Raw genomic sequence first — 22,645 nt, 5'->3', positions numbered from 1 at the left:
CACAGAGCAAAAAACTGTAGGAGCGAGCTTGCTCGCGAAAGCGGTGTGTCAGCTGGCTTCGATGTTGAAGCTGATTGCCTCTTCGCGGGCAAGCCCGCTCCTACACGTTCAATACCAACGTAAAAAAGGAACACCGCTCGTGAAACTGCATTGCTTCGTCACCGACACCCACAACCCACAGATTCGAGGCCAGCAAATCGGCGAAACCTGGGCGGCTCAAATCGGCAAGACGGTGGCGCTCTATCTCGATTTTTTCAATCAGGTCGGTGTTGCGCCCGAACAGGTTCGCTCGATCGGCGAAGCCAGCCTGCAAGCACTCACAGACTGGAGCCCTTGCCTGGCCCAGGAACTGGTGGCCACGGCCGAAGGCACCGGGATTCCCCTGTGGCAACTGGCGAGCCTGAACGCCCGCACGGAAATCCTCGCGGTGATGCCGGCATCGCTCGAAGGCGAATGCTCGACGGCGGTCTTCGCACCGTCGGGGCCTGATGCACCTAAAACCATCCAGACCTGGGACTGGCACGATTCACTGGTGCCCCACGGCATGCTGCTGCAACTGACGAACGGCTCCGGCATGACCGTCAAGCTGTTCACCGAGTTCGGCATGCTCGGCAAGATCGGCGTTAACAGCGCAGGCATCGGGCTGCATTTCAACATCCTCCACCACGCCAGCGATAACGCCGTTGTCGGGGTGCCGGTGCACGCGATTGCCCGGCGGATCCTGGAAGAGGCCAGCAGTGTTGAAGAGGCCATTGCCCTGGCGCGATCGGCGCGGGTCAGTGCCTCGACGGTGCTAACCGTGTTCTCCCGCAGCGATGCATCGCCCCGTGCGGCGAGCATTGAAATGTCCGCCGCCGGCACCGCCGTGGTGCTGCCTGGCGAAGACGGATGGATCACCCACACCAACCACTTCCTCGACGCGACACTGAGCCTTGGCGAGCGAACGCCGGACGCGTCGACCACCTACGCACGCCTGGCCCATGTCAATGCGGCGCGGCTCGACATGATCCATGGAGACCTGAATCGCCGGGCAGCGGCCATGTGCGGTGCCGCCGGCGACGATGCGCCGATCTGTTTCCATCCGGACCTGAGCATGCCGGCCACCGAGCGTTGGGAAACCCTGCTGACCATCGGTATCGACAGCGAACACGGCGTCCTCGAATACGCCGCCGGCAACCCGATGCTGCTGGCCCGCAACGGCTTCCAGCGTTTCTGAACCGACGTCCTCCATAACAACAAAAAGAGCACTCGATATGGCTAGTAACGGAAACTCCACGGCGGGTTCGCAATCCGCCCTCAGAGCGTTCTTCGTCTCCGGCATGGGCACCGCGCTGGAGTTCTATGACTTCGTTATCTACGGCACGGCGGCGGCGCTGGTGTTTCCCAAGGTGTTCTTCCCGCAGATGGACCCGCTCACCGCCACGCTGTTTGCCTTCGGCGCCTTTGGCGCGGGCTTTTTTGCCCGTCCGTTGGGCGGTATGGTGTTCGGGCACTACGGTGACAGGATCGGTCGGCAGAAAATGCTGGTGATCACCTTGTTGCTGATGGGGCTGAGCACCTTGTTGATCGGTTGCCTTCCGGGCTACTCGTCGATAGGCCTGGCAGCGCCGGCACTGCTGGTGCTGTTGCGACTGATTCAAGGTTTCGCGGCCGGCGGCGAATGGGGCGGGGCGGCGCTGTTCGGCATCGAATCGGCGCCCCCCGGTCGACGAGGGCTGTGGGGCAGTTTCACCAGCATGGGCATCGGCATCGGCGGCATCCTCGGCGCGGCCGTGTTCGGCGTCGTCAGTGTCGTCTCCAACGATAACCTCGCCGATTTCGCCTGGCGCATTCCGTTCTGGCTGGGCGGTGTGCTGGTGTTGATCGGGCTCTATGCGCGGCTACAAAAGCCCGTGGCGCAACCCGTCGAACACAAGACACAGGCACGCATTCCGCTGGTCGCGGCACTGCGGGCGCGCCCCAGGGAAATGCTGCTGTGCACCGGGATCGCGTTTGGCTACGTGACCATCGCCTACATCGGCAGTACGTTCTTTTTGTCGTATGCCACCCAACTCGGCTACGGCAGCACGGACGCACTGCTCTTCGACTTTTCGTTGTCCGTGGCAATTGTGGTGACCGCGCCGCTGTTTGCCCTGCTGTCCGACCGGATCGGCCGACGCAAGGTTATGATCCTCGGCGCAATCATCATGGCCATCGGGTTCTTTACCTTCTTCCCGTTGGTTGGCATGAAGAGCCTGCTTGTTTCAACCTTGGCCTATATCGCAGTGGGTGCGTTCATGGGCGCGACCCAGGGACCGATCCCCGCGTTTCTCGCGGAACAGTTCCCCAGGGAAATGCGCTATTCGGGGATGTCCGCGGCCTACCAGATCGGCGCTGCACTGGGCGGCGGTACGGCGTCGAGCGTGGCCACGGCGATCCTGATTGCCACCGATCACAATGCACTCGGCGTTGCCGTATACGGTTCGGTGGCGCTGGCGATTGTGGCGGTTTGCTCGTTCTTCTTGAGGGAAACGGCGCACTTGAGCATGGCGCAGATTGATCAGGGAACCGCAGCACCGGCACCACGGGCGAAACATGGAGAGCGCAGAAGTGTTGTTCACTGAAGATCAAAAGCTATGGGGGCGGCGGTGCGACGGTTCGATTGGCTCGCGAAGGCGGTGGGGCGGGTGGCATCTTCATTGAATGTGCCGGCCTCTACGCGAGCAAGCCCATAGTAGATCGGTGGCGAGCACCTATCTTTTGTTCGGCGCGGTCAAGTGCGGGAGCGGGCCTGCATGCGAAGACGATTTCAAAGGCGCCGACCTGTTACTTCTTACAGTTACGGTCCGGCTCCAAAAGGGCCAGTCTTTCGCCAGTGAAAGCTATGGACCGTCAACGCCGTGAAGGCTCACCCCCAAACTGCGACACTCATGCTGTCGGTCATCGATCCGCGCATCACTCGGCAACGCTTCGATGTGGCGGGACGTTTGACTCAATCCTGGGATCCACGCTTGAGGGCGCGGCGCCGATGCCGAACCTGACAACTCTCTATGGCTTGAAAGGTCATGCGTGGCTGACAGACAGTGTTGATACCGGGTGGCAGTTGGGGTTGCTGGTTAGGCAGGGTTGCCCTGTTCCTTCTGGAATACGTGGGGCAGTCAGCCTCATACCGAGTTCGACGAGCAACAACGGCCCATCAGCGTTACGGAACAAACCGCAGGACAGCAACCGGGTGTGGTGGACTGCTTGACCTATGGTGGCGCCGATCCAGTGTTCGCCGCGCACAGCCAATGCGGGCGGATGATCCGCCATGACCATCCGGCAGTTACACAATGGGTTGCTGACTACGGGCGCGCCGCTTCAATACCGGTTGAGGAGCAACGAGTGCTGCTTGAGCTTGAAACACCTGACTGGCCAATCGAGGTTGATGCCAGAGACCCGGGCCTGGAAGGCGATCATTCATCACCTGTCATAGTTTCAATCACCGGCGGTGAGCCTCAGGCACAAATCGATGTCATAAACAACGTTCGCACCCATTTGCAGCCAAGCCTGACTCAACTTGCCCACCACGTCGTCTGGGTGGCTTTCGTTCGGCGGTCTGCCGTCTATGGCGGCAAGCCCTCACGTTAGAACACTGGGCGAGGTGCTGCTTTCGTTGGCGGTCGAGCCAGAACATTCAGGATGCGGCCAGCGCTCACAACGCTTGTTTCAAGTGCTCACTCAACAACCGTCAGCACGGCATCGAACACAGTGATGGGAACAGCAGCCGGTATTCTCTGGCTTGATCAGACTAAATAACGCCTCAGTCTGGGCCTGAAACGCTGCGACGGTCTCGGGCAATCCGCAAGCGGACCATCACGACGTAGTGCTCTGGGTTCGCTATCAACAGGACGGAGAAATGACTCCATCATGTGTTTGCCAAATACTTCACATGCTCAACCAAAAAAATAGTGTTTTTTTTTTATTCAAGGACAATGATGGGCAAAATTTTTTGCCTAAATATGCTCTACGGCCAGAGGGAAAGTAAATGCCGATCGACAACGCTGATTCAGGTGATGGCGATTTTGATTCCACTAGGGATCGCGTTGCGTTGGGCGAAGAAATTCGCAAATTGCGCAAAGCTCGCTCAAAGACCTTGGCCGAAATTTCCTTGGCCACTGGCCGGTCGATCAGTTTCATAAGCCAGCTAGAACGTGGTCGTGCTGAAATTCCAATTTCCGATCTGAAGCGCATCGCACTTACTCTTGGGGTGCCATTGGATTGGTTCTTCATGGCAAATGAGCAGCCAGCGGCAGAGACCGGGAGAGTGGTTCGTGCAGGTGGTCGTCGACGGTTGGGTTCGGTGGCCGGCGGGCTGACGGAGGAATCGTTATCACCCTCTATCGGAGGCGCGTTCGAAATGTTCCTCAGTACGATTGGTCCCGGTGCCACCTTCGAAGCCAAGAGCACCCGCGGGACTGAAGAAGAGGGTTTTCTGGTTTCTGGACAGCTCAATCTCTGGATAGGTGAGCATCCTTTCAGTCTGAGTGCAGGAGACAGTTTTCGCATCGCCAATGAACCGTATCGCTGGGAAAACCCCGGTGAGATCGATGCCGTTGTCATTTGGGTTATTGCACCGCCAGCCTTCTAACAGATTGCTTGGGGCAACCGCTATTTCATTTTGGTGTAAAGGGTCAGTAACGCTGGCAGTCTGGGGCTGTTCGGAGAGTTGACTCATCTCACGCGCTCTATCCTCGTCTCTTCAAATCTCCAAAGTGGATGTACTGCCTCGACGCACAATAGGGTCGAGGGCAGGTGTGGAAGTCGCTTCCCACAGGTCCGCGTATCGTTCGCTAAAGAGACCTGGCAATCCCTCGATTCGCGCTGTCCTCGAAGCGGGCATCTCACGTAATTCCTTCGTGGCCCGTTCGACCTGCGTCGACAGCAATGGCCCTATCTGAAGCATGCCCATTGAACGGGACTATCGATCAATGCTTCGCTCTAATAAAAAATTTAGTGCATTAATTTTTTCAGGATGCATAATCAGGTCATAAAGTTTTTTGAGAGAAAAATTACAGACGGTAATTGCAGGGTTGAGATGAGGGTCTGAAGGTGAATGATGTCGCTGGCATAGCGAAAATGGATCTTGGGATGGAAACGCCTGGGGACCGCATCGCTTGGGGCAATGAAATTCGCAAGCTCCGTAAAGCACGTGGTAAGACACTTGTCGAGCTTGCATTGGCAACAGGTAGATCGCCCAGCTTCCTCAGTCAGCTAGAGCGCGGAAACACCGAGATTTCCATTACAGATTTAAAAAAACTTGCAACGGTACTGGGTGTGACCCTGGGTTGGTTTTTTACCGCCGATAGCAAGCCAGCCGCAGAGATGGGGCGTGTTGTACGTGCCGATAGTCGTCGACGCTTAGGCGGATTTCTCGATGGTATTACCGAAGAACTGCTGTCGCCGGATATAGGTGGGATGTTCGAAATGTTTCTCACCAGCTTTGCGATAGGTGCAGTTCGCCCGCCAGCGACGCCGCGTAATACAGAGGAAGAGCTCTACGTTATCAGTGGGCAATTCGATATCTGGTTGGGCAGGAATAAGTACAGCCTGAAAGCGGGTGATAGTTTTCGAATAGTTCGTGAATCGTACTGCTGGGTCAATACCGGCGACACAGAAGTTAAGATTCTCTGGGTGATAGCTCCACCGACCTACTGATCATTTGTCGTATCAACAAGTTGCAGAGGTAATAAGTAACGTTTGAAACGTCCCTTTATCAGGGTTGTGGGTTCGTGCATCCATAATTTGTCAGGCGCAGCCTAAGGCTTAAACAAAATCAAGAATGGCGCTGAAGTTCTAGACCTGAAATAAAGCGCTTGGTGTAAGTGTATAAAAAGAAAAGGCTCTGTACAGAGTGGGGCTCAATAAAATTGCCTACTCGAATCGAAAGTTCGATTAAACAGATGTCGATACGACGGTTTTCTTATTTCAGGAGATACACAAGTGGCTTCTTCATCTGATAAACGCATCGACGTGACGCCGCCTCAGGTTGAACCGACCGATTCAGGTTGGTACCTGGCTAGCGGAGTGGAACTGCCGCTCAATCCGCTCACCACAAATGTGACATGTGAATGCCTGGTGATTGGTGCGGGCTGGATGGGGTTGCATGCTGCACGTCGCTACGCCGAACTCAATCCCAATGCCCAAGTGCTGTTGGTGGATGCCGGTCGAATTGGCAACAACGCGTCCGGTCGATGCATGGGCTTTGCCATTGACCTGGCACACAACCCCCGTAAGCGTGACTTTGTCGAAGATTTACAAGGCAACCGGGAAGAACTTCACGTCAACCTGGAAGGCACCTCATACATGAAGAGTGCGGTTGAAGCAGGTGTGGATTGCGACTGGGATCCTCAGGGCAAATATCACAGTGCGGCAACCCAGCACGGCGTGGCTGACCTCGTACATTTCTCCAAAGCCCTTGACGTTATGGGGCAGAAGTACAGCTGGGTCGAGTCCGAGGGGATGCGCGAGCTGACCGGTAGCAAGCATTACATCAAAGGCTTGCATCACCCCGGTACTGTGCTTCTTCAGCCGGCCAAATACTTGATGAATGCGGCGCGCGCACTTCCAAAAAACGTCAGGATTCACGAGAACACCATTATTACGTCTGCCAAATTCGGCAAGCCGCACCATGTGTTCGAAACCCGGAACGCCGTGATCAAAGCGAATAAAGTGATCATTTGCGCATCGGGCTACCTGACCAACTTCGGTTTTTACAAGAACTCGGCAATCCCGGTCTACACATTTGCCAGTATGACGCGTCAGCTGACCGAGAAGGAGCTCGCGGGCTGCGGAGCTGGTCCGTTCGGGCTTATTCCGGCAAACAGCTTTGGTACTACAGTCCGCCGAACCAACGACAATCGACTGATCTTTCGCAACGTTTATTCATACGCCAAGAAGTACAAAACCACGACCGATGATGTGCATCAGGCAAGCCTGCAGCAGCAGGTGTCTTTCGACAGGCGCTATCCAGAACTCGCCTCCATGGGGTTCGAGTCCAGCTGGGGGGGGCTGCTGACCCTGTCCCAGAATGGCGGAATGATCTGGGGTGAACTGGCCGAAAATGTTTACGGTACGGGTATCTGCAACGGTACGGGCGTGTCCCGCGGCACTGCATTCGGGAAGGCTCTGGCCGAACTCGCCTCAGGCATGAACTCCACCACCATCGAAATCCTCAAGCGCCGTAAGGCTCCCTCACGAGCTTATCCGGAAATCATTACGTCGTTGGGTGTGAAGTTCGTCACCGGACGTCGCTTCAAAGAAGCTGGACAAGAAATTTAAAAACAGGAGAACTTGCAATGGCAAATCTGGCCGGCATCAACCTTGCGATGCAAACCACTTTTAACGACCGCGGCGAGATCGATTACGCCGCGTTCGAGAATCTCATCGACCAATACATCGAGGCGGGTGTACATGGTCTGGTACTCGGTGCGGGTACCGGTCAACACCCCTATTTGACCGAAGCCGAATGCAACAAACTTTATGAAGTGGGCATCAAGCGCATCAACGGTCGTGTCAACGTCATCTGCCAAACCTCGGCATTGAATATCGATGAAGTCGTGCGCCGATCCAAACATGCCGAGAGCATAGGCGCCGATGCGCTCATGATTCTGCCGCCGTACCTGGAAGGTCCGACCGATGAGGATGGTCTGTTCGAGTTTTATAGCGAGATCGACGCAGCCGTAAATATCGACATTATCGGCTACAACATTCCATACGCTACTCAGATATCGATTTCTCCGCAGCTCCTCAGTCGTCTGCAGCAGTTAAAAAACTTTAACTATATTAAGGACAGCAGCGGCGATTTCACCGTTCAGCAGCAGTACCTTCAAAGTGGAGGCGGGGTGTTGAACGGTGGCGACACCCTCACTTTGTACGCCTTTCTGGCGGGCACAAAGGGCGCCATCTGGGGCGCTGCCAACTACATGCCCCGCGAATCGGTGGATCTGTACAACCTGGTTCAGGAAAAGCGCTACGACGACGCATTCGCCCTGTGGAACCGTATGTTGCCGTCGTTGCTGCTGGTTCAGACCACCAACTACATCCCGTCTGTGCTGTATGCGGCACACCTGCGGGGCTTCGGCACCGGTAATTTGCGCAAACCGCAACGGCGCATCACCGAGCAGGAAGCGACTGTACTCAAAGCCGTTCTTCAGCCGCTTCTCAATGGCTAATTCGGAGGGCTGGAGCACTGAAAATCGGTTCCTTGCAGTCATCCAGAGACCACTCTTTGCGTTGTCTGAAGATTGCTTGCAGTACTGATTTTCTATGGTTTTTCAGCCTCGTGAGCGCCGATGAGAAAATTTAAGTCGGCGCGATGGTCTGGGACGACACGCTAGGCCCCCTCGTTTGTCGGTAAAAAGAAACGGGCGATTGATACCTGGTGGAAGGATAAACGGGGAGCTCGCCGGAAAGTGGGCGCAGATGTCAGGCAATAGACGATGCCCGGTTGACGCAACTGATGGCGCTCGGCCGAAAAACAATAATCAGCTTCCGGATAGGCCTATGAACATGATTACTCAACCTACTCAAGCAGTCGCAGCCCCAATCGTGGAGTGTCGCGGCGTTTGGAAAATATTCGGCAATCAGAGCCCTGTGGCAATAGACGCCGCGAAGCGCTTTACCGAAGGCAAGGATGCGTTACTGAAGCAACACGGCTCAGTCGTAGCGGTCGCAGATGCGACCTTTACCGTGCAGCAGGGTGAGACTTTCTGCATCATCGGCTTGTCGGGTAGCGGCAAATCGACATTGATTCGGCATTTCAACCGACTGATCGCACCTACCTGTGGTGAGGTACTGATCCATGGCCAAGACATCTGCAAGATGGGGGCTGGCGACCTGAGAGACCTGCGTTCCCGGAAAATGGGAATGGTATTTCAGAACGTTGCTCTGTTGCCTTATCGCACGGTGCTTGAAAACGTGATGCTGCCGCTTGAAGTGCAAGGCATCAATAAATCCGATGGCGTGCGCAAGAGTCAGGAAGCACTGGACAAGGTTGGCCTGGGCAATTGGGCTAATCGATACCCACAGGAACTCTCCGGAGGCATGCAACAACGCGTAGGCATCGCGCGAGCATTGGTCGCCGATCCTGATGTGTTGTTGATGGACGAGCCGTTCAGTGCGCTCGATCCGTTAATCCGCAAGCAACTGCAGATCGAATTCAAAAAGCTCTCCACTGAGCTACGCAAGACCACCATTTTCATTACTCATGATATCGACGAAGCCATTCGTATCGGTGATCGCATCGCAATCATGAAAGAGGGCCAGATGATCCAGATCGGTACCCCGGAAGAAGTGGTGCTCAACCCGGCTGACGAGTACGTCGCCAGTTTCATGGAAGGTATTTCTCGGCTGAAGCTGCTCAAGGCGCGCTCAATGCTCAAGCGTATCGACGGTCATGACCTCACTCAGTTTGGTGGGCGTTCGCTGGACGCTCTGGCCAGTGTCGACATCGATGACGATCTCGAGACCCTGATCGATGTAGCCGTGGATAAACGCGAAGACGTGGTTGCCATCAAGCAGGATGGCCAGATCGTCGGCACCGTGTGCCGTGAAACATTGCTCAGGGCCGTTCGCGGCCTCGATCTGGCTTGAGTCATGAAGCCTAGAACGGGTTTTGGGAGGAGAGTATGAATACAATCATCGAGGCATTCGACGCCATCGTCGATACGTCTCTGGCTTGGCTGATCGATGAGGCGTCTGGGTTCTTCGGAGCGATGAGCACGGGTATGGAAGCTGCCTATGGTGCGCTTAATACCCTGTTGATGTTCGCCCCATGGTGGGTGGTGGTCCTGGTCGTGGCTCTGATCGGCTGGCGAGTGAATGGTGTGTTGTTCGCAATTACCGCCGCGGCGGGCCTTTGGTTGTGCCAAGCCATGGGCTTGTGGACCGAGACCATAGCCACGCTCACGCTGGTGTTCAGCTCAACCTTGCTTGCACTGTTGATCGCTATTCCGCTGGGTGTGCTGGTGGGGCTGTCGGCGAGGTGGAAGCACAGTGCCGAGCTTGTGCTGGACTTCATCCAGACTATGCCGCCGTACATCTTCTTGTTGCCGGGTATCGCCTTACTTGGATATGGATCCGCGACAGCAATCTGGGCGACTTGCCTGGTGGCGATTCCACCCGCTTTACGTCTTACCGCACATGGCATTTTCATGACGCCGGCGCAGTATTGTGAACTGGGCTCGGCCGTGGGCATGAAACCCGTGTCGCAGGTTTTGAAGATTCGTCTGCCATTCGCTATTCCTTCGATCCTGGCGGGGATCAACCAGAGTCTGATGTTGAGCTTTGGCATGGTCGTGATTGCCGGCATCGCGGGGTCTGGCGGGTTGGGGCAGACCATTTATGAGGCTGTGCGAACCCTGAAGATCGATCTGGCCGTCAATGCAGGTATCGCCATCGTGGTGCTGACGATCATTCTCGACCGCATCTCCCAGGCCGTATGCACCACTGAAAAAGGAGCAGTGTGATGGACTTCAGCATCTCTCCCGGCTCTATAGTTGCACCATTTCTAAGCTACCTGAACAGCAATTTCCATGACGGTTTCATGGCCATTGCGCAGTTCTTTGATGTACTGATTGGTGGCATTGTCACTCTGCTCTCCCTTGGCTCGCCGGAAGTAGTCATTGGCTGCCTTTCCTTAATCTGTGTGCTGGTCGCGGGTTGGCGGGTAGGGCTAATGACCCTCATTGGTCTTGCCTGCTGCTTTGCGCTGGGGATGTGGGCTCCGGCAGTGCATACGATTGCGCTGATCATTATCGCCGTGGCGTTTTCGCTGTCGATCGGCATGGTTTTAGGTGTGCTGTTGTCACGTAGCGAGCGACTGAAGATCTTCTCGCGACCGATTCTGGATGTCATGCAGACCATGCCGCCGTGGGTCTACCTGGTGCCAGCGGTGGTGCTGTTCGGACTGGGCGCGGTACCAGCCTTGCTGGCCACCATCATCTTCGGCATCCCGCCAATGATTCGCCTGACCATTTTAGCGATGAGCCAGATCCCAGCGAATCGACTTGAGCTCGGCGCCGCGATCGGCGCAAGCCCACGGGAAATCCTTTGGAAGATCGAACTGCCTTCGGCATTGCCGACCCTGCTGGTCGGCGTCAACCAATGCGTTCTGTTGTCCTTGGGGATGGTAGTGCTGGCGGGGCTGGTCGGGGCTGGCGGGCTTGGTTCTGAGGTGACTCGTGGATTGAGCCGCATGGAGTTTGGTTTGGGCGTGCGCGCAAGCCTCGCCATTGTGATCCTTGCGTTGATCATTGACCGGGTGTGCCGCGGGACAATTCCGGCACGCTTTCTTAAACACTGATCAATGCTGGCTCGAAAAACAGTAGCGGTTGTTCATAGACAAGAAAGATTTGGAGAGAGCATGCGTACTCAATTGTACATCGACGGTGAATGGACCGATCCGGTCAATAAAGGCAGCCTGGACGTTATCAACCCAGCCACCGAGCAAGTCATTCATGCCATCCCCAAAGGCACTGCTGAAGACGTCGACCTGGCCGTCAGAGCAGCTCGCCGGGCATTTGACAAGGACGGCTGGCCGAACACTACAGGCGCCCAGCGTGGCGCCTATTTGCGACGCATTGCTGAGCTGATCCGCGAGCGATCCGAGGCGCTGGCGCGTCTTGAGGTTTTGGACAATGGCAAGCCGCTGCCTGAGGCGCGCTGGGACATCGGTGACGCCGCTGGTTGCTTTGAGTATTACGCAGGCCTTGCCGAGCAACTCGACGACACCAGTGTTGCAGATCTTGCTATCTCCGATGACCGCTTCCGCACGAAGGTCCGCAGGGAGGCGGTCGGCGTAGTCGGCGGGATCATCCCGTGGAACTACCCGCTGTTGATGGCGTCCTGGAAGGTCGCTCCGGCTTTGGCAGCTGGTTGTACCATCGTGCTCAAACCCGCCGAAAACACTTCACTGACCGCATTGGAACTGGCTGCAATCGCACAGGAAGCGGAGCTGCCGGCAGGCGTGCTGAACATCGTAACTGGCCTCGGCGGTGAAGCCGGTCAGGCGTTAGTTAGCCATCCGCAGGTGGATAAGTTGGCGTTCACAGGGTCAGGTCGCATCGGCTCGCACATCATGGCCGAGGCGGCGAAGGACATCAAACGCATAAGCCTTGAACTGGGGGGCAAGTCGCCACTGATTGTATTTGACGATGCCGACATCGAGGGCGCCGTCGAATGGATCATGTTCGGCATTTTCTGGAACCAGGGGCAGGTCTGCTCAGCTACATCGAGAGTGCTGGTGCAGGATGGCGTTTACGACAAGCTACTGGCGCGCCTGATCGAGGAAGCAAACAAGATCACCATAGGTGATGGTCTGGAGGACGGCATTCTTCTCGGGCCGTTGGTGTCCAAACAGCAGCATGAACAGGTCATTGCTGCTGTGGCGCGTGCTCAGGAGGATGGGGTGCAACTGGTTGCTGGCGGCCGTAGGCCTGAGGAGCTACGCCAAGGGTATTTCTTCCAACCGACCATCCTCACCGAGGTGCCGCTGGACAGCCATGCCTGGAAGGAAGAGATCTTCGGCCCGGTGGTCTGCGTTCGTCGTTTCTCCACTGAAAGCGAAGCGTTGAGTCTGGCCAATGATAGCCGTTACGGCCTGGCTGCTGCGGTGATGACAAAAGATGACGCCCGCGCTGATCGGGTTTCAGCGGCGCTGCGTGCGGGCATTGTCTGGATCAACTGCTCTCAGCCGACCTTCACCGAAGCGCCATGGGGAGGCTACAAGCAATCCGGCATCGGCCGTGAGCTCGGCAAGTGGGGCCTGGATAATTACCTCGAAACCAAGCAGGTCACCGCCTATGTGAGTCGGGATCCTTGGGGTTGGTATATCAAGTAAGTTTTACCACTCGATGGTCCTCACGCGGCCGTCACCATTATCCAGGTTGAAAAGCTCGGCGACCGTTGGGCACGAGGAGGTCAGTTTTGGCGAACACATTGGTAGTCGTGGCGCACCCGGACTTGTCCAGCTCACGTATCAACGCCACCTGGTGCAAGGCCATCGAAAGCCTCGCGGGTGTGACCGTGATTGATCTGTATGGGCGATACCCAAGTGGCAAGATCGACATCGTTGCCGAGCAGCGATTGATTGAGGCGCATGATCGCATCGTCTTGCAGTTTCCGATGCAATGGTACAACTGCACGCCATTGCTCAAGCAGTGGATCGACGATGTCTTCGCCGCTGGCTGGGCCTATGGCGGTGGCAGGGCGGTTGCGGGCAAGACCTTGTGCATTGCCGTCTCCACTTATTCCAAGGCCTCTGATTATCAAAAAGGCGGCCGCTATGGTCGCACGCTTGACGAGTTAACCAGTCCGTTTGAGGTGCTGGCCTTCCGAGTTGAGATGCTCTATCAACCTGGCTTCTTTCTGTGTGGACTGGAGAGTCTGAGCGATGAAGCGCTAGCGATAAGTACCGAGCAATATCGGAATTTCGTCGCTTCCTGTGAATATAAGTACGCCGTGGAAAAGGCTTAATGTCCCACTTTAAGAAGTGATGCAATCGACACCAATCGGATCTCCATCACAAGTTGTGTCCGTCTAATTGGTGTTCAACGTGTGGCCTAACTCCAATAACAAAAAGAGGGTGCCCAGTGACGATAACGAAAAGCTTCATCCTTCCTTTACGCGCGCTTTGCGCAACCTTGCACGAAAAATTTCTCAGGCGCCTGGATTTCGAGTTCAGCCAACCTTGGCTTGAACCAAGTGGCTCAGAGAACGGGGGCTGTGGCCTTTCACATTCCTTGCCGCTGACCGCGCATGCCCAGCTCGCCGTTAGTGGAGTGAATCATTCTCAGAGAGCCGCATTAGGCAGCAGCTGAGTCTGTCGCATGCGCAAACCATGATTCTGGCGAGATCGGTTCGACTTGCCAGGTGTGCCCCAAGTTGTAGGAGGGGCAACCACACAGGGACGTGGCCCCACCTGGAGCAGGTAGGGACAGCAACGCCATATCGAAACCAATAGCTGCAGAAGAATCTGCGCTTATATTTCATGCACAAAAAAAGGGTCAAACTATGCATAAGCTGTTGAAGGTCCTGGCCGTTTCACTGATGTGTCTGTTCGCTTCCTTTAGCCACGCAGCGGAAAAAACAACTATCAAGATTGGTTCGCTTCCTTGGGAAGATGTTATGCCAATCTCCGAAATTACCCAGAAATTTCTGGAAAAACAAGGATTTACTGTCGAGCTGACGACCTTTCCGGATTGGGGGATTGGCTTCGCTGCACTCGCGAGGGGGGATGTCGACTTGATGGTTTCGCACATCAATAACATTACCGCCGACTATTGGAAGAAAAACTACCAGCGTCTCGAAAAGGTCTCGGTTGCTTCCCACGGCTTGCACCAGGGGATTGTGGTACCCGACTACATGCCGATCAAGTCGATTGAGGAGTTGAACTCAATCAAGGATCAGGTCGGTGGAAAGATCATTGGTATCGAATCGGGTGCCGGCCTCATGCAGCAGACCGCTGACGCCATCAAACAGTACAACTTGCAGTACACCCTGGTTGACGGCAGCACCGCCGCAATGGTTGCCCAATTGCAATCGGCCATTGAACGCAAGGCCCCCATTGTTACCATGTTGTGGCAGCCGTCCTGGATGGACATGAAATTCAAGGTCCGCTACCTGGAAGATCCAAAAGGTGTATTCCCTGCGCCGCAAAGCTATTACTGGATCGCCAAGAAAGGCTTTTCCAACGACAACGCTCGGGCCCGGGAAGCTATCGCAAGCGTCTTTGTACCGCTCGATGACATCACGGCCATCAACCTGTCTATCAATGATGGGATGAGCATGGAACAAGCCGTACAAAAATGGTGGGACGCCAACACCAAGCTGATCAATCAATGGGCCGTCATGTCCGGGAAGTGATAGCGTCTGGCCGTGATCCTGCTTGATGTAGAGGAGGCACCTTTACAATGCCCACGTTACCGGCGCCGGCTGATTGCAGGCGCCGGTTTGGCATAGTATCAGTGGGAGTCAAAATGAATCAGCCGTTGAAAACTCGACAACATAAGGGATATCGCCGGATCATCCCGTCGATGAACGCGCTTGTGGCATTTGAGGCGGTTGCTCGAAACGGCAGTTTCACTATTGCGGCACAGGAGCTGGGCGTCACCCAGGCGGCGGTTAGCAAACACGTAAAGTTTCTTGAAGATACTTTCGGCGCTCAGCTTTTCTATCGCCTGCACCGTTCCAATCAATTGACAACAGAGGGCATTGCTCTTTACGGCGCGATGTCTGAGTCAATGCAGAGTATTGCCGGCGTGTTCGACAAATATGCGGAAGGGCAAGGCGAGGAGGCTATCGCACTGGCCAGTACTGCTGATTTCTCAAACCTGCGAATCATGCCGCGTTTACATCTTCTGAGAGAGCAGTTACCGAAACTCCGTTTGCGACTCACCACACCCTCGGATCGTGATGCCGACCTTTCGGTCCGCTTCGGTCACGGCAAGTGGGATGATGGCACAGCAGTTTTTCTGTTCGATGAGGAGATTTTCCCGGTGTGTTCTCCGTCGTGGCTCGCTCGGCATTGTCCACCGACCTCACTGGAGGAGATTGCCCATAACCAGCTCATTGACACGGACGCAACGCTGGAGGGTTGGATGACGTGGAATACCTGGTTTCGGGCTCTGGGGTATACACCGCCCAAGCTGGAGTTCAGCCTCCGTTGCGCGATGTACGGCGACGCAGTTCTCGCTGCGGTTCAGGGGCACGGCATTGCATTGGGTTGGGGGCGGCTGTTGGAAAACCACCTGGCGTCCGGTCGGCTCGTTCGTGTATCCAGTCACGTCATTGTACCTAGTGATGCTTACTACATTTTTCTCGCTGCTGGACGGCCTAAAACAGCGGTCATAGACCAGTTGATGGATTGCCTGCGCGCCGACGATATCGAGCCTCGCTAGGGTAGCCGACGACTTATAACTTTGACTCATGGTAACTTGAAAATAAACCGCATTGACCAATGTTTATAGGTGTTTAGATACTGTCACGCATCGTTGGCAATAAGGCCTGCTCGTGAGGTGTCTATGAATAACTTAAAACAAAAAAGCCATCTTGAAGTTGTAAAGGAACGTGCTCCGTGGACCGCTCTGGATGGCGCTGTATTTGGACGCGAAGACATATTCGAAAATGACCTGGATATATTTTTTCACAAGCACTGGATAGTTGTTGGTGTCACCACCGAAATCCCTGAGCCAGGTGATGTATCCACCGTCGACATTGGAAAGTCATCGATTATTCTTGTTAGAGATGATGACGAGCAGGTCAGGGCATTTCGTAATGTTTGCCGTCATCGCGGCGCTCGCCTCAAGGAGGCTGGGCTTTCTACCGTTGGGATGTTGGTATGCCCTTATCACCAATGGACTTACGACCTCGATGGCTCTCTCAAGCACACGCGTGACATGGGTAAAGACTTTGACCCCGAATGTCGCAGTCTTATCCCTGTAGCCTGTCGTGTCGTGGGTGCACATATTCTGGCATGTCTCAGCGATGAACCGCCTGCCGACATCGATTTTCTGGTCGAGAATATGGCGCCGCGTTTTGCCCCCTACGATTTGACCAACACGAAAATTGCCTATGAAAGCGAGATCATCGAGGAGGGCAATTGGAAGTTGGTGATCGAAAACAACCGTGAGTGCTATCACTGCGCGGCAGGTCATCCAGAGCTCAATGTTTCATTCCTGCCTGAAGACTTTGCCGGCAGCACCGAGGGCATGACCGAGGAATCACTACGTGCATTGGAAGCTCACAAGGCGAAAAGCGTAATCGCCAAAGAGAGCTGGGAAAGCGAAGGGTTGATCTGTGACGCCATCGAGTATCTGGATGAGGACGCTGTCACTCAATTCCGTGCGCAACGTTTGGTGATCTCTGGTCATGGCGAATCACAGACCCTGGACACCCGCGTCGCCTGCACGAAGCTATTCGGCGAGCTGAACCGTCCCGACCTGGGCGACACGCACTTCTGGACGCATAACTCGTGGACCCATGTAATGAGCGACCATGCCGTCATTTCGTGGCTGATCCCGCTGTCTCCAGGCAAGACACTGGTGCGATCCAAGTGGCTGGTACACAAAGACGCGGTCGAGGGCAAGGATTACGACCTGCAACGCTTGACCGAAGTGTGGATCGCGACCAATCAGCAGGATGCCAGTCTGGTCAAAATTACCTACAGTGGCACTCAGGATCCAGCGTACGTGCCGGGCCCGTTTTCACACCTCGTCGAAGCCTACGTTCACCAGTTCACCCGCTGGTACACCGCACGACTCATTGCGCATAGTGCTTGAATGGGAGATGGTTCGATGAGTACTTATCAGACAGTTTCTGTGCCGATGAAAAAGCTGCGCTTCAATGATGTTGACGTGTGGTCTGCGTTCGATACCGGTTGGAGCAGTGGTGAGCCGAAAACCCTGACGGTTTGTGATGTTAGGGATGAAACCCACGATGTGAAGACCTTCACATTCCAGTGCGGCGACTTCCAGGCACTGGCTTTCGAACCTGGGCAGTTCATCACGATCGTGCCCAGTATCAACGGGCAAGCAATTTCACGCTGCTACACGCTTTCATCCTCTCCAGCTCGGCCATTCACCTTTTCGATTACGGTGAAACGTGTGCCTGGCGGATTGGTATCGAACTGGTTGCACGATAACTTGCATACGGGTGGCCAACTGACGGCGTACGGTCCTGCCGGGGCCTTTACTTCGACCTGCAGCGACGCCCGCAAGCTGCTGTATCTCTCGGCAGGGTCGGGGGTCACACCCCTGATGTCGATGACGCGTGCAAGTCATGATCTTGCGGCGGATGTCGACATTGCGTTCGTCCACAGTGCGCGGTCTCCGGTCGACATCGTCTTCAGGAAAGAGCTGCAGTTACTCGAGTCGCTTAAACCCAACCTTCAGGTACTTGCTGTCTGCGAAACTACCGAAACCGAACGCGAGTGGAGCGGCCCTATTGGGCGCCTCACTCTAGAGATCTTGCGACAATCTGTTCCTGACTTTCTGGAGCGCGAGGTCTTCACTTGTGGACCTAAAGGCTACATGGACGCCGTGCAAGCGCTGCTCGCCGGTGCAGGGTTCGACATGGATCATTACCACCAGGAAAGCTTCGATCTGGGTGAGCCATCGAGTCCGGTAGTGGTGCCCGTAGATCCTCCGCTGGTAGCGTCAGTAGACGCGTTTACCATCACGCTGGCGAAATCGGGGAAAACCTTTCAGATGACCGGCGACGACACAATCCTTTCGGCGGCCAAGCGCGCCGGAGCGGTCGTCCCCAGCTCATGCAGCCAAGGTATTTGTGGCACCTGCAAAACCGCAGTCCTGGAAGGTTCTGTCGACATGAAAGCGAACGGAGGCATTCGACAACGAGAAATTGACAAAGGATTTCGGTTGCTTTGCTGCAGCAGACCCACGTCTGACCTTGTCATCGATCTCTGATCACCGGAGCGGTTATCTGCTTACTCAAGGCATTGAGGATGGAGGTCCCCATGGTTTTTGCTGAATCCCGACGCCAAGACGCTGGGCATTTGGATCATGCTCATCAGCTCATGGCTCGCGTGGCCGAAAATCTCGGGGCTTATCGCGGGCAAGATTGGGCGCACGAAATTTCCACGAGCCGACAATCTGTTCAGTCCGCGCAATTATCACTCAATTCGGATCTTCAGACGCACATCGAAGACGACAGTTGTATTCGTGGCTGGTTGATGGAAAGCCTGGCGAACGCAAAAGAGTCTTCGCTGGTTGATGGCGCACTGTTGGAATGCATTGAACGGCTGTTACCTGATGCGGTATGGATCAAGCGACATGCGGCCTCGAATGAAGACGATCACTTCGTGGATATGCACCGGCACGCATTGCTCATTGGCAAAGGAAGCGTCGTTCATTGTGACTCAATTACGCTGGGGCTGATGGTCATGGCACCCGATGTCCGTTATCCCTTTCACAATCATCCTCCCAGAGAGTTTTACCTCGTGCTCTCGGAGGGGGAGTGGTATCAGGAGGGCGCCGGTTGGTTTAGGCCGGGGCCTGGCGGAGTGGTTTACAACCCGCCGTCGATCAGACATGCGGTGAAAGCGGGCACGGGACCGCTCCTGGCTCTGTGGGGATTGATGCACACCTGAAAGCAGACAAGGTCATTCAGGCTTGGCATGTTGCCTAGTGGGTACGCGGGGCGGCCATGGTATTGGCCAGTTGATCGCGCGCAGGATGACGTAGAAGGGGCATCGTGCTCACCCACCCAGCGTGAACTGAATGACGCGTGCGAACACATTCTGACAACTTTCCCAACTCGCTTTCCGCTCTCGAAGCGACCGAACAGGTCTGGACGGTCGATGGTGGTCGTAAGGCCAAGCGCACCGCACCACACCGCACGAACAATCAAATGCAAATGACAAAAGGCCTTAATTGGCGAGTGAGTTAAAAAACAGCTCGCAGATACCTGTGAGCATAATTTGACGCGGAGAAACACATGACTGCAAATAATAGAGGGGTGGTGTACCTGGGCGCTGGCAAGGTCGAGGTGCGAAATATCGACTACCCCAAAATGCAGGACCCACGCGGCAAGAAGATCGAACACGGCGTCATACTCAAGGTGGTCTCGACCAACATCTGCGGCTCTGATCAGCACATGGTACGTGGGCGCACCACCGCGCAGGTCGGTCTGGTTCTCGGTCATGAAATCACCGGTGAAGTGATCGAGAAGGGCAGTGACGTCGAGAACCTGAAAATCGGTGATCTGGTGTCCGTGCCGTTCAACGTCGCTTGCGGGCGCTGCCGTTCCTGCAAGGAAATGCACACCGGCGTGTGCTTGAGCGTAAATCCGGCCCGTCCAGGCGGTGCTTATGGTTATGTCGACATGGGCGACTGGACAGGTGGCCAAGCGGAATATGCGATGGTGCCGTACGCCGATTTCAACTTGCTGAAATTGCCAGATCGCGATCGCGCAATGGAAAAAATCCGCGATCTGACCTGCCTCTCCGACATTCTACCAACCGGTTACCACGGCGCGGTGACGGCCGGCGTTGGTCCAGGCAGCACCGTGTACATCGCTGGTGCCGGCCCTGTCGGTCTGGCTGCCGCCGCTTCCGCGCGCCTGTTGGGGGCGGCGGTGGTGATCATCGGTGACGTCAACACCGTGCGCCTGGCCCACGCCAAGGCCCAGGGTTTCGAAATCGCCGACCTGTCCCTGGACACACCGCTGCACGAGCAAATCGCTGCACTGCTCGGCGAACCGGAAGTGGATTGCGCCGTCGACGCTGTAGGCTTTGAAGCACGCGGTCACGGCCATGACGGCGTGAAGCATGAGGCTCCGGCCACTGTGCTCAACTCGTTAATGGGCGTGGTTCGAGTGGCTGGCAAAATTGGTATTCCTGGCCTTTACGTCACTGAAGACCCGGGTGCGGTGGATGCTGCCGCGAAGATCGGTGCCCTGAGCGTTCGCTTTGGCCTAGGCTGGGCGAAATCCCACAGCTTCCACACCGGCCAGACTCCGGTAATGAAGTACAACCGCGCGCTAATGCAGGCCATCATGTGGGACCGTATCAATATCGCTGAGGTGGTGGGCGTGCAGGTGATCAGTCTGGATCAGGCGCCGGCAGGGTATGGTGAATTTGATGCCGGAGTGCCGAAAAAATTTGTCATCGACCCACATCGTACTTTCAGCTAAGGGATGACTGTCCGGTGCGATGGCGGCTCTGAGAAAGGGGTCTCCATCGTATCGGAACACTTGCTTACCACTTGGGTCTGGTTCTTGGGGCTAGGATTGGCGTGCACCATGGTTAGGTACAAGGCGCCAACTGGTTTTGACTATGTCTTTTGCAATAGATATGGATGCACAAGCATGCGCAGTACGTTAACGCGCTGAAAAAAGAAGGCCGCCAGTGTGCAAGCGGCCAGGTCTCAAGCCCGACCAAGGCTATCGACGAAAGCTCAGTAATGACGAACACGAGCCCCGTTCCCAGGGGGGCTGAGTCAACCGTAAACCCTCTACGGTGGAAGCCGCGCTTCCATCTTCTTTCCCCGACAGAAGAGTTGATGGCAACGCTGCTCAAACGCATTACCCCTAGCTGTTGCTAGGGAAGGCAAACTGTGCGGCTTCATGACTTGTGCGCTTTGGCCAGCGTTGAGTGATGGCTTTCTTGCGGGTGTAGAATCGAACACCATCCGGACCGTAGGCATGCAAGTCGCCGAATAGAGAGCGTTTCCAGCCACCGAAGCTGTGATAGCTGACGGGCACCGGCAGCGGTACGTTGACCCCCACCATGCCCACTTCAATTTCATCGCAGAACAGACGAGCAGCTTCACCATCGCGGGTGAAAATGCAGGTGCCGTTGCCATACTCGTGGCTGTTAATCAGTTGCATGGCAGCTTCCAGGCTGCTAACTCGCACGACGCACAGTACCGGGCCGAAGATTTCTTCTTTGTAGATACGCATTTCCGGGGTCACATTGTCGAACAACGTACCACCGAGAAAATACCCATCTTCGTGGCCGGCGACACGATAGCCGCGACCATCGACCACAAGTGTCGCCCCCGAATTCAAACCATCGTCAATGTAGCTGACCACCTTGTCCCGAGCAGCCGCCGTTACCAGAGGTCCCATGTCAAGTCCACAGGAGGATCCCGCACCGATCTTCAATGCTTTTATTTGGGGCTCCAGCTTGGCGATAAGCGCATCGGCTACCTGGTCCCCGACGCACACGGCTACAGAGATTGCCATGCAGCGTTCACCACACGAGCCGTAGGCAGCACCCATCAGCGCGTTTACGGCATTATTCAGGTCTGCGTCGGGCATCAATACGGCGTGGTTCTTTGCTCCACCCAAGGCCTGCACGCGTTTGCCACGTTTGGTGCCTTCGGAGTAAATATATTCCGCGATCGGAGTTGAGCCGACGAAGCTCAATGCCTTGACCTCTGGAGCTTCGATCAGTGCATCGACCGCCTCCTTGTCACCATGCACCACATTGAGTACGCCTTTTGGCAAACCAGCTTCATGCAACAATTGAGCGATCAATAGCGTAGAACTCGGATCGCGTTCGGAAGGTTTGAGAATGAAGGTGTTGCCACAGGCGATGGCCAGTGGATACATCCACAGTGGCACCATCGCCGGGAAATTGAACGGAGTAATACCGGCGACCACTCCTATGGGTTGCAGATCGCTCCAGGCGTCAATGTTTGGGCCGACATTGCGGCTGTATTCACCCTTTAAAATAATCGGCGCGGCCGAGGCAAACTCAACGTTTTCGATGCCACGCTTGAGTTCACCCACGGCATCTTCGATTGTTTTGCCATGCTCTTCGCTGATCAGCAGAGCAATGCGTTGCTCGTTGGCCTCGAGCAATTGCTTGAACCGAAACATAACTTGGGCACGCTTGGCTGGTGGGGTGTTGCGCCACGCCGGGAACGCGGCTTGCGCCGCCTCTATCGCTTGTCGGACCGTGGCGCGGGAGGCCAAGCCAAGTTTGTGGATCGCCTGACCTGTGGCGGGATTGAAAACGTCACTGGTGCGTGCGTTATCGGCGAAAGATTCGCCATTGATAAAATGTTCGATAGTCGTCATCTTCGTTCCTCGAAAGTAAGGTCAAAGCCGCTTAAAGAGAGAGGCCGAGGCCACTGCACTGAGGGGGCAAACAGTCATAAAG

The 22,645-nt window shown here is 55.6% G+C and carries 19 protein-coding genes; 18 read left to right on the top strand and 1 reads right to left on the bottom strand.

All coding sequences use genetic code 11. The features are described from left to right. The first annotated feature begins 139 nt into the window (after positions 1 to 139). From AC1DWG_RS02700 to fdhA, 18 genes are all read left to right on the top strand, one after another. Positions 140 to 1,216, top strand: a complete 1,077-nt coding sequence (locus AC1DWG_RS02700) for a C45 family autoproteolytic acyltransferase/hydolase (protein ID WP_477762100.1) — start codon at positions 140 to 142, stop codon at positions 1,214 to 1,216. A gap of 37 nt (positions 1,217 to 1,253) precedes the next feature. Continuing rightward, the gene (locus AC1DWG_RS02695; protein ID WP_477762099.1) at positions 1,254 to 2,603 is read left to right on the top strand and encodes an MFS transporter; all 1,350 of its coding nucleotides are present in this window, start codon (positions 1,254 to 1,256) and stop codon (positions 2,601 to 2,603) included. Positions 2,604 to 3,225: 622 nt separating this feature from the next. Further along, positions 3,226 to 3,609, top strand: a complete 384-nt coding sequence (locus AC1DWG_RS02690; protein WP_477762098.1) for a hypothetical protein — start codon at positions 3,226 to 3,228, stop codon at positions 3,607 to 3,609. A gap of 397 nt (positions 3,610 to 4,006) precedes the next feature. Further along, a complete protein-coding gene (locus AC1DWG_RS02685) occupies positions 4,007 to 4,609 on the top strand; it encodes a helix-turn-helix domain-containing protein (protein ID WP_477762097.1) in 603 nt (200 codons plus the stop codon). 461 nt (positions 4,610 to 5,070) lie between these two features. Then, positions 5,071 to 5,676 carry a helix-turn-helix domain-containing protein gene (locus AC1DWG_RS02680; RefSeq protein ID WP_477762096.1) on the top strand — a complete coding sequence of 202 codons (606 nt, stop codon included), beginning with the start codon at positions 5,071 to 5,073 and terminating at the stop codon, positions 5,674 to 5,676. A gap of 285 nt (positions 5,677 to 5,961) precedes the next feature. Continuing rightward, positions 5,962 to 7,299, top strand: a complete 1,338-nt coding sequence (locus AC1DWG_RS02675) for an NAD(P)/FAD-dependent oxidoreductase (RefSeq protein ID WP_221179058.1) — start codon at positions 5,962 to 5,964, stop codon at positions 7,297 to 7,299. A gap of 17 nt (positions 7,300 to 7,316) precedes the next feature. Continuing rightward, positions 7,317 to 8,192, top strand: coding sequence for a dihydrodipicolinate synthase family protein (locus AC1DWG_RS02670; protein ID WP_123366532.1), 876 nt, complete (start codon positions 7,317 to 7,319; stop codon positions 8,190 to 8,192). Positions 8,193 to 8,523: 331 nt separating this feature from the next. Continuing rightward, a complete protein-coding gene (locus tag AC1DWG_RS02665) occupies positions 8,524 to 9,612 on the top strand; it encodes a quaternary amine ABC transporter ATP-binding protein (protein WP_477762342.1) in 1,089 nt (362 codons plus the stop codon). Positions 9,613 to 9,647: 35 nt separating this feature from the next. Further along, on the top strand, positions 9,648 to 10,487 hold the full coding sequence (locus AC1DWG_RS02660; RefSeq protein WP_477762095.1) for an ABC transporter permease: 840 nt from the start codon (positions 9,648 to 9,650) through the stop codon (positions 10,485 to 10,487). Further along, positions 10,487 to 11,323, top strand: a complete 837-nt coding sequence (locus AC1DWG_RS02655; RefSeq protein WP_477762094.1) for an ABC transporter permease — start codon at positions 10,487 to 10,489, stop codon at positions 11,321 to 11,323. Before AC1DWG_RS02660 ends, AC1DWG_RS02655 begins: the two co-directional genes overlap by 1 nt. Positions 11,324 to 11,383: 60 nt before the next feature. Beyond that, positions 11,384 to 12,859: an aldehyde dehydrogenase family protein gene (locus tag AC1DWG_RS02650; RefSeq protein ID WP_477762093.1), complete on the top strand. Its 1,476-nt coding sequence runs from the start codon at positions 11,384 to 11,386 to the stop codon at positions 12,857 to 12,859. A gap of 86 nt (positions 12,860 to 12,945) precedes the next feature. Continuing rightward, positions 12,946 to 13,494 carry an NAD(P)H-dependent oxidoreductase gene (locus AC1DWG_RS02645; RefSeq protein ID WP_477762092.1) on the top strand — a complete coding sequence of 183 codons (549 nt, stop codon included), beginning with the start codon at positions 12,946 to 12,948 and terminating at the stop codon, positions 13,492 to 13,494. Between the two features lie 537 nt (positions 13,495 to 14,031). Continuing rightward, positions 14,032 to 14,883 carry a glycine betaine ABC transporter substrate-binding protein gene (locus AC1DWG_RS02640; protein ID WP_457327355.1) on the top strand — a complete coding sequence of 284 codons (852 nt, stop codon included), beginning with the start codon at positions 14,032 to 14,034 and terminating at the stop codon, positions 14,881 to 14,883. Between the two features lie 113 nt (positions 14,884 to 14,996). Further along, entirely contained in the window at positions 14,997 to 15,917 is a 921-nt protein-coding gene (locus AC1DWG_RS02635; RefSeq protein WP_477762091.1) for a LysR substrate-binding domain-containing protein, read from the top strand. Between the two features lie 123 nt (positions 15,918 to 16,040). Further along, entirely contained in the window at positions 16,041 to 17,297 is a 1,257-nt protein-coding gene (locus AC1DWG_RS02630) for an aromatic ring-hydroxylating oxygenase subunit alpha (protein WP_477762090.1), read from the top strand. A gap of 15 nt (positions 17,298 to 17,312) precedes the next feature. Next, a complete protein-coding gene (locus tag AC1DWG_RS02625; protein ID WP_477762089.1) occupies positions 17,313 to 18,443 on the top strand; it encodes an FAD-binding oxidoreductase in 1,131 nt (376 codons plus the stop codon). A 50-nt stretch (positions 18,444 to 18,493) separates the two neighbouring features. Continuing rightward, positions 18,494 to 19,126 carry a dimethylsulfonioproprionate lyase family protein gene (locus AC1DWG_RS02620; protein ID WP_477762088.1) on the top strand — a complete coding sequence of 211 codons (633 nt, stop codon included), beginning with the start codon at positions 18,494 to 18,496 and terminating at the stop codon, positions 19,124 to 19,126. A 347-nt stretch (positions 19,127 to 19,473) separates the two neighbouring features. Beyond that, entirely contained in the window at positions 19,474 to 20,670 is a 1,197-nt protein-coding gene (fdhA, locus tag AC1DWG_RS02615; RefSeq protein ID WP_477762087.1) for a formaldehyde dehydrogenase, glutathione-independent, read from the top strand. A gap of 396 nt (positions 20,671 to 21,066) precedes the next feature. Here fdhA and AC1DWG_RS02610 read toward each other — a convergent pair whose 3' ends face one another. Further along, complete coding sequence (locus tag AC1DWG_RS02610; protein WP_477787201.1) at positions 21,067 to 22,563, bottom strand: CoA-acylating methylmalonate-semialdehyde dehydrogenase; 1,497 nt, start codon at positions 22,561 to 22,563, stop codon at positions 21,067 to 21,069. Positions 22,564 to 22,645 lie beyond the last annotated feature (82 nt).

Source organism: Pseudomonas sp. P4_B3 (genome assembly GCF_056402295.1).
This window is presented reverse-complemented; position numbering and strand designations above follow the sequence as displayed.

Coding starts and splice junctions, on each gene's coding strand:
- AC1DWG_RS02695 (WP_477762099.1), top strand. CDS start 1,254: ATGGCTAGTAACGGAAACTCCACGGCGGGTTCGCAATCCGCCCTCAGA.
- AC1DWG_RS02685 (WP_477762097.1), top strand. CDS start 4,007: ATGCCGATCGACAACGCTGATTCAGGTGATGGCGATTTTGATTCCACT.
- AC1DWG_RS02670 (WP_123366532.1), top strand. CDS start 7,317: ATGGCAAATCTGGCCGGCATCAACCTTGCGATGCAAACCACTTTTAAC.
- AC1DWG_RS02665 (WP_477762342.1), top strand. CDS start 8,524: ATGAACATGATTACTCAACCTACTCAAGCAGTCGCAGCCCCAATCGTG.
- AC1DWG_RS02660 (WP_477762095.1), top strand. CDS start 9,648: ATGAATACAATCATCGAGGCATTCGACGCCATCGTCGATACGTCTCTG.
- AC1DWG_RS02655 (WP_477762094.1), top strand. CDS start 10,487: ATGGACTTCAGCATCTCTCCCGGCTCTATAGTTGCACCATTTCTAAGC.
- AC1DWG_RS02650 (WP_477762093.1), top strand. CDS start 11,384: ATGCGTACTCAATTGTACATCGACGGTGAATGGACCGATCCGGTCAAT.
- AC1DWG_RS02640 (WP_457327355.1), top strand. CDS start 14,032: ATGCATAAGCTGTTGAAGGTCCTGGCCGTTTCACTGATGTGTCTGTTC.
- AC1DWG_RS02635 (WP_477762091.1), top strand. CDS start 14,997: ATGAATCAGCCGTTGAAAACTCGACAACATAAGGGATATCGCCGGATC.
- AC1DWG_RS02630 (WP_477762090.1), top strand. CDS start 16,041: ATGAATAACTTAAAACAAAAAAGCCATCTTGAAGTTGTAAAGGAACGT.
- AC1DWG_RS02625 (WP_477762089.1), top strand. CDS start 17,313: ATGAGTACTTATCAGACAGTTTCTGTGCCGATGAAAAAGCTGCGCTTC.
- AC1DWG_RS02620 (WP_477762088.1), top strand. CDS start 18,494: ATGGTTTTTGCTGAATCCCGACGCCAAGACGCTGGGCATTTGGATCAT.
- fdhA (WP_477762087.1), top strand. CDS start 19,474: ATGACTGCAAATAATAGAGGGGTGGTGTACCTGGGCGCTGGCAAGGTC.
- AC1DWG_RS02610 (WP_477787201.1), bottom strand. CDS start 22,563: ATGACGACTATCGAACATTTTATCAATGGCGAATCTTTCGCCGATAAC.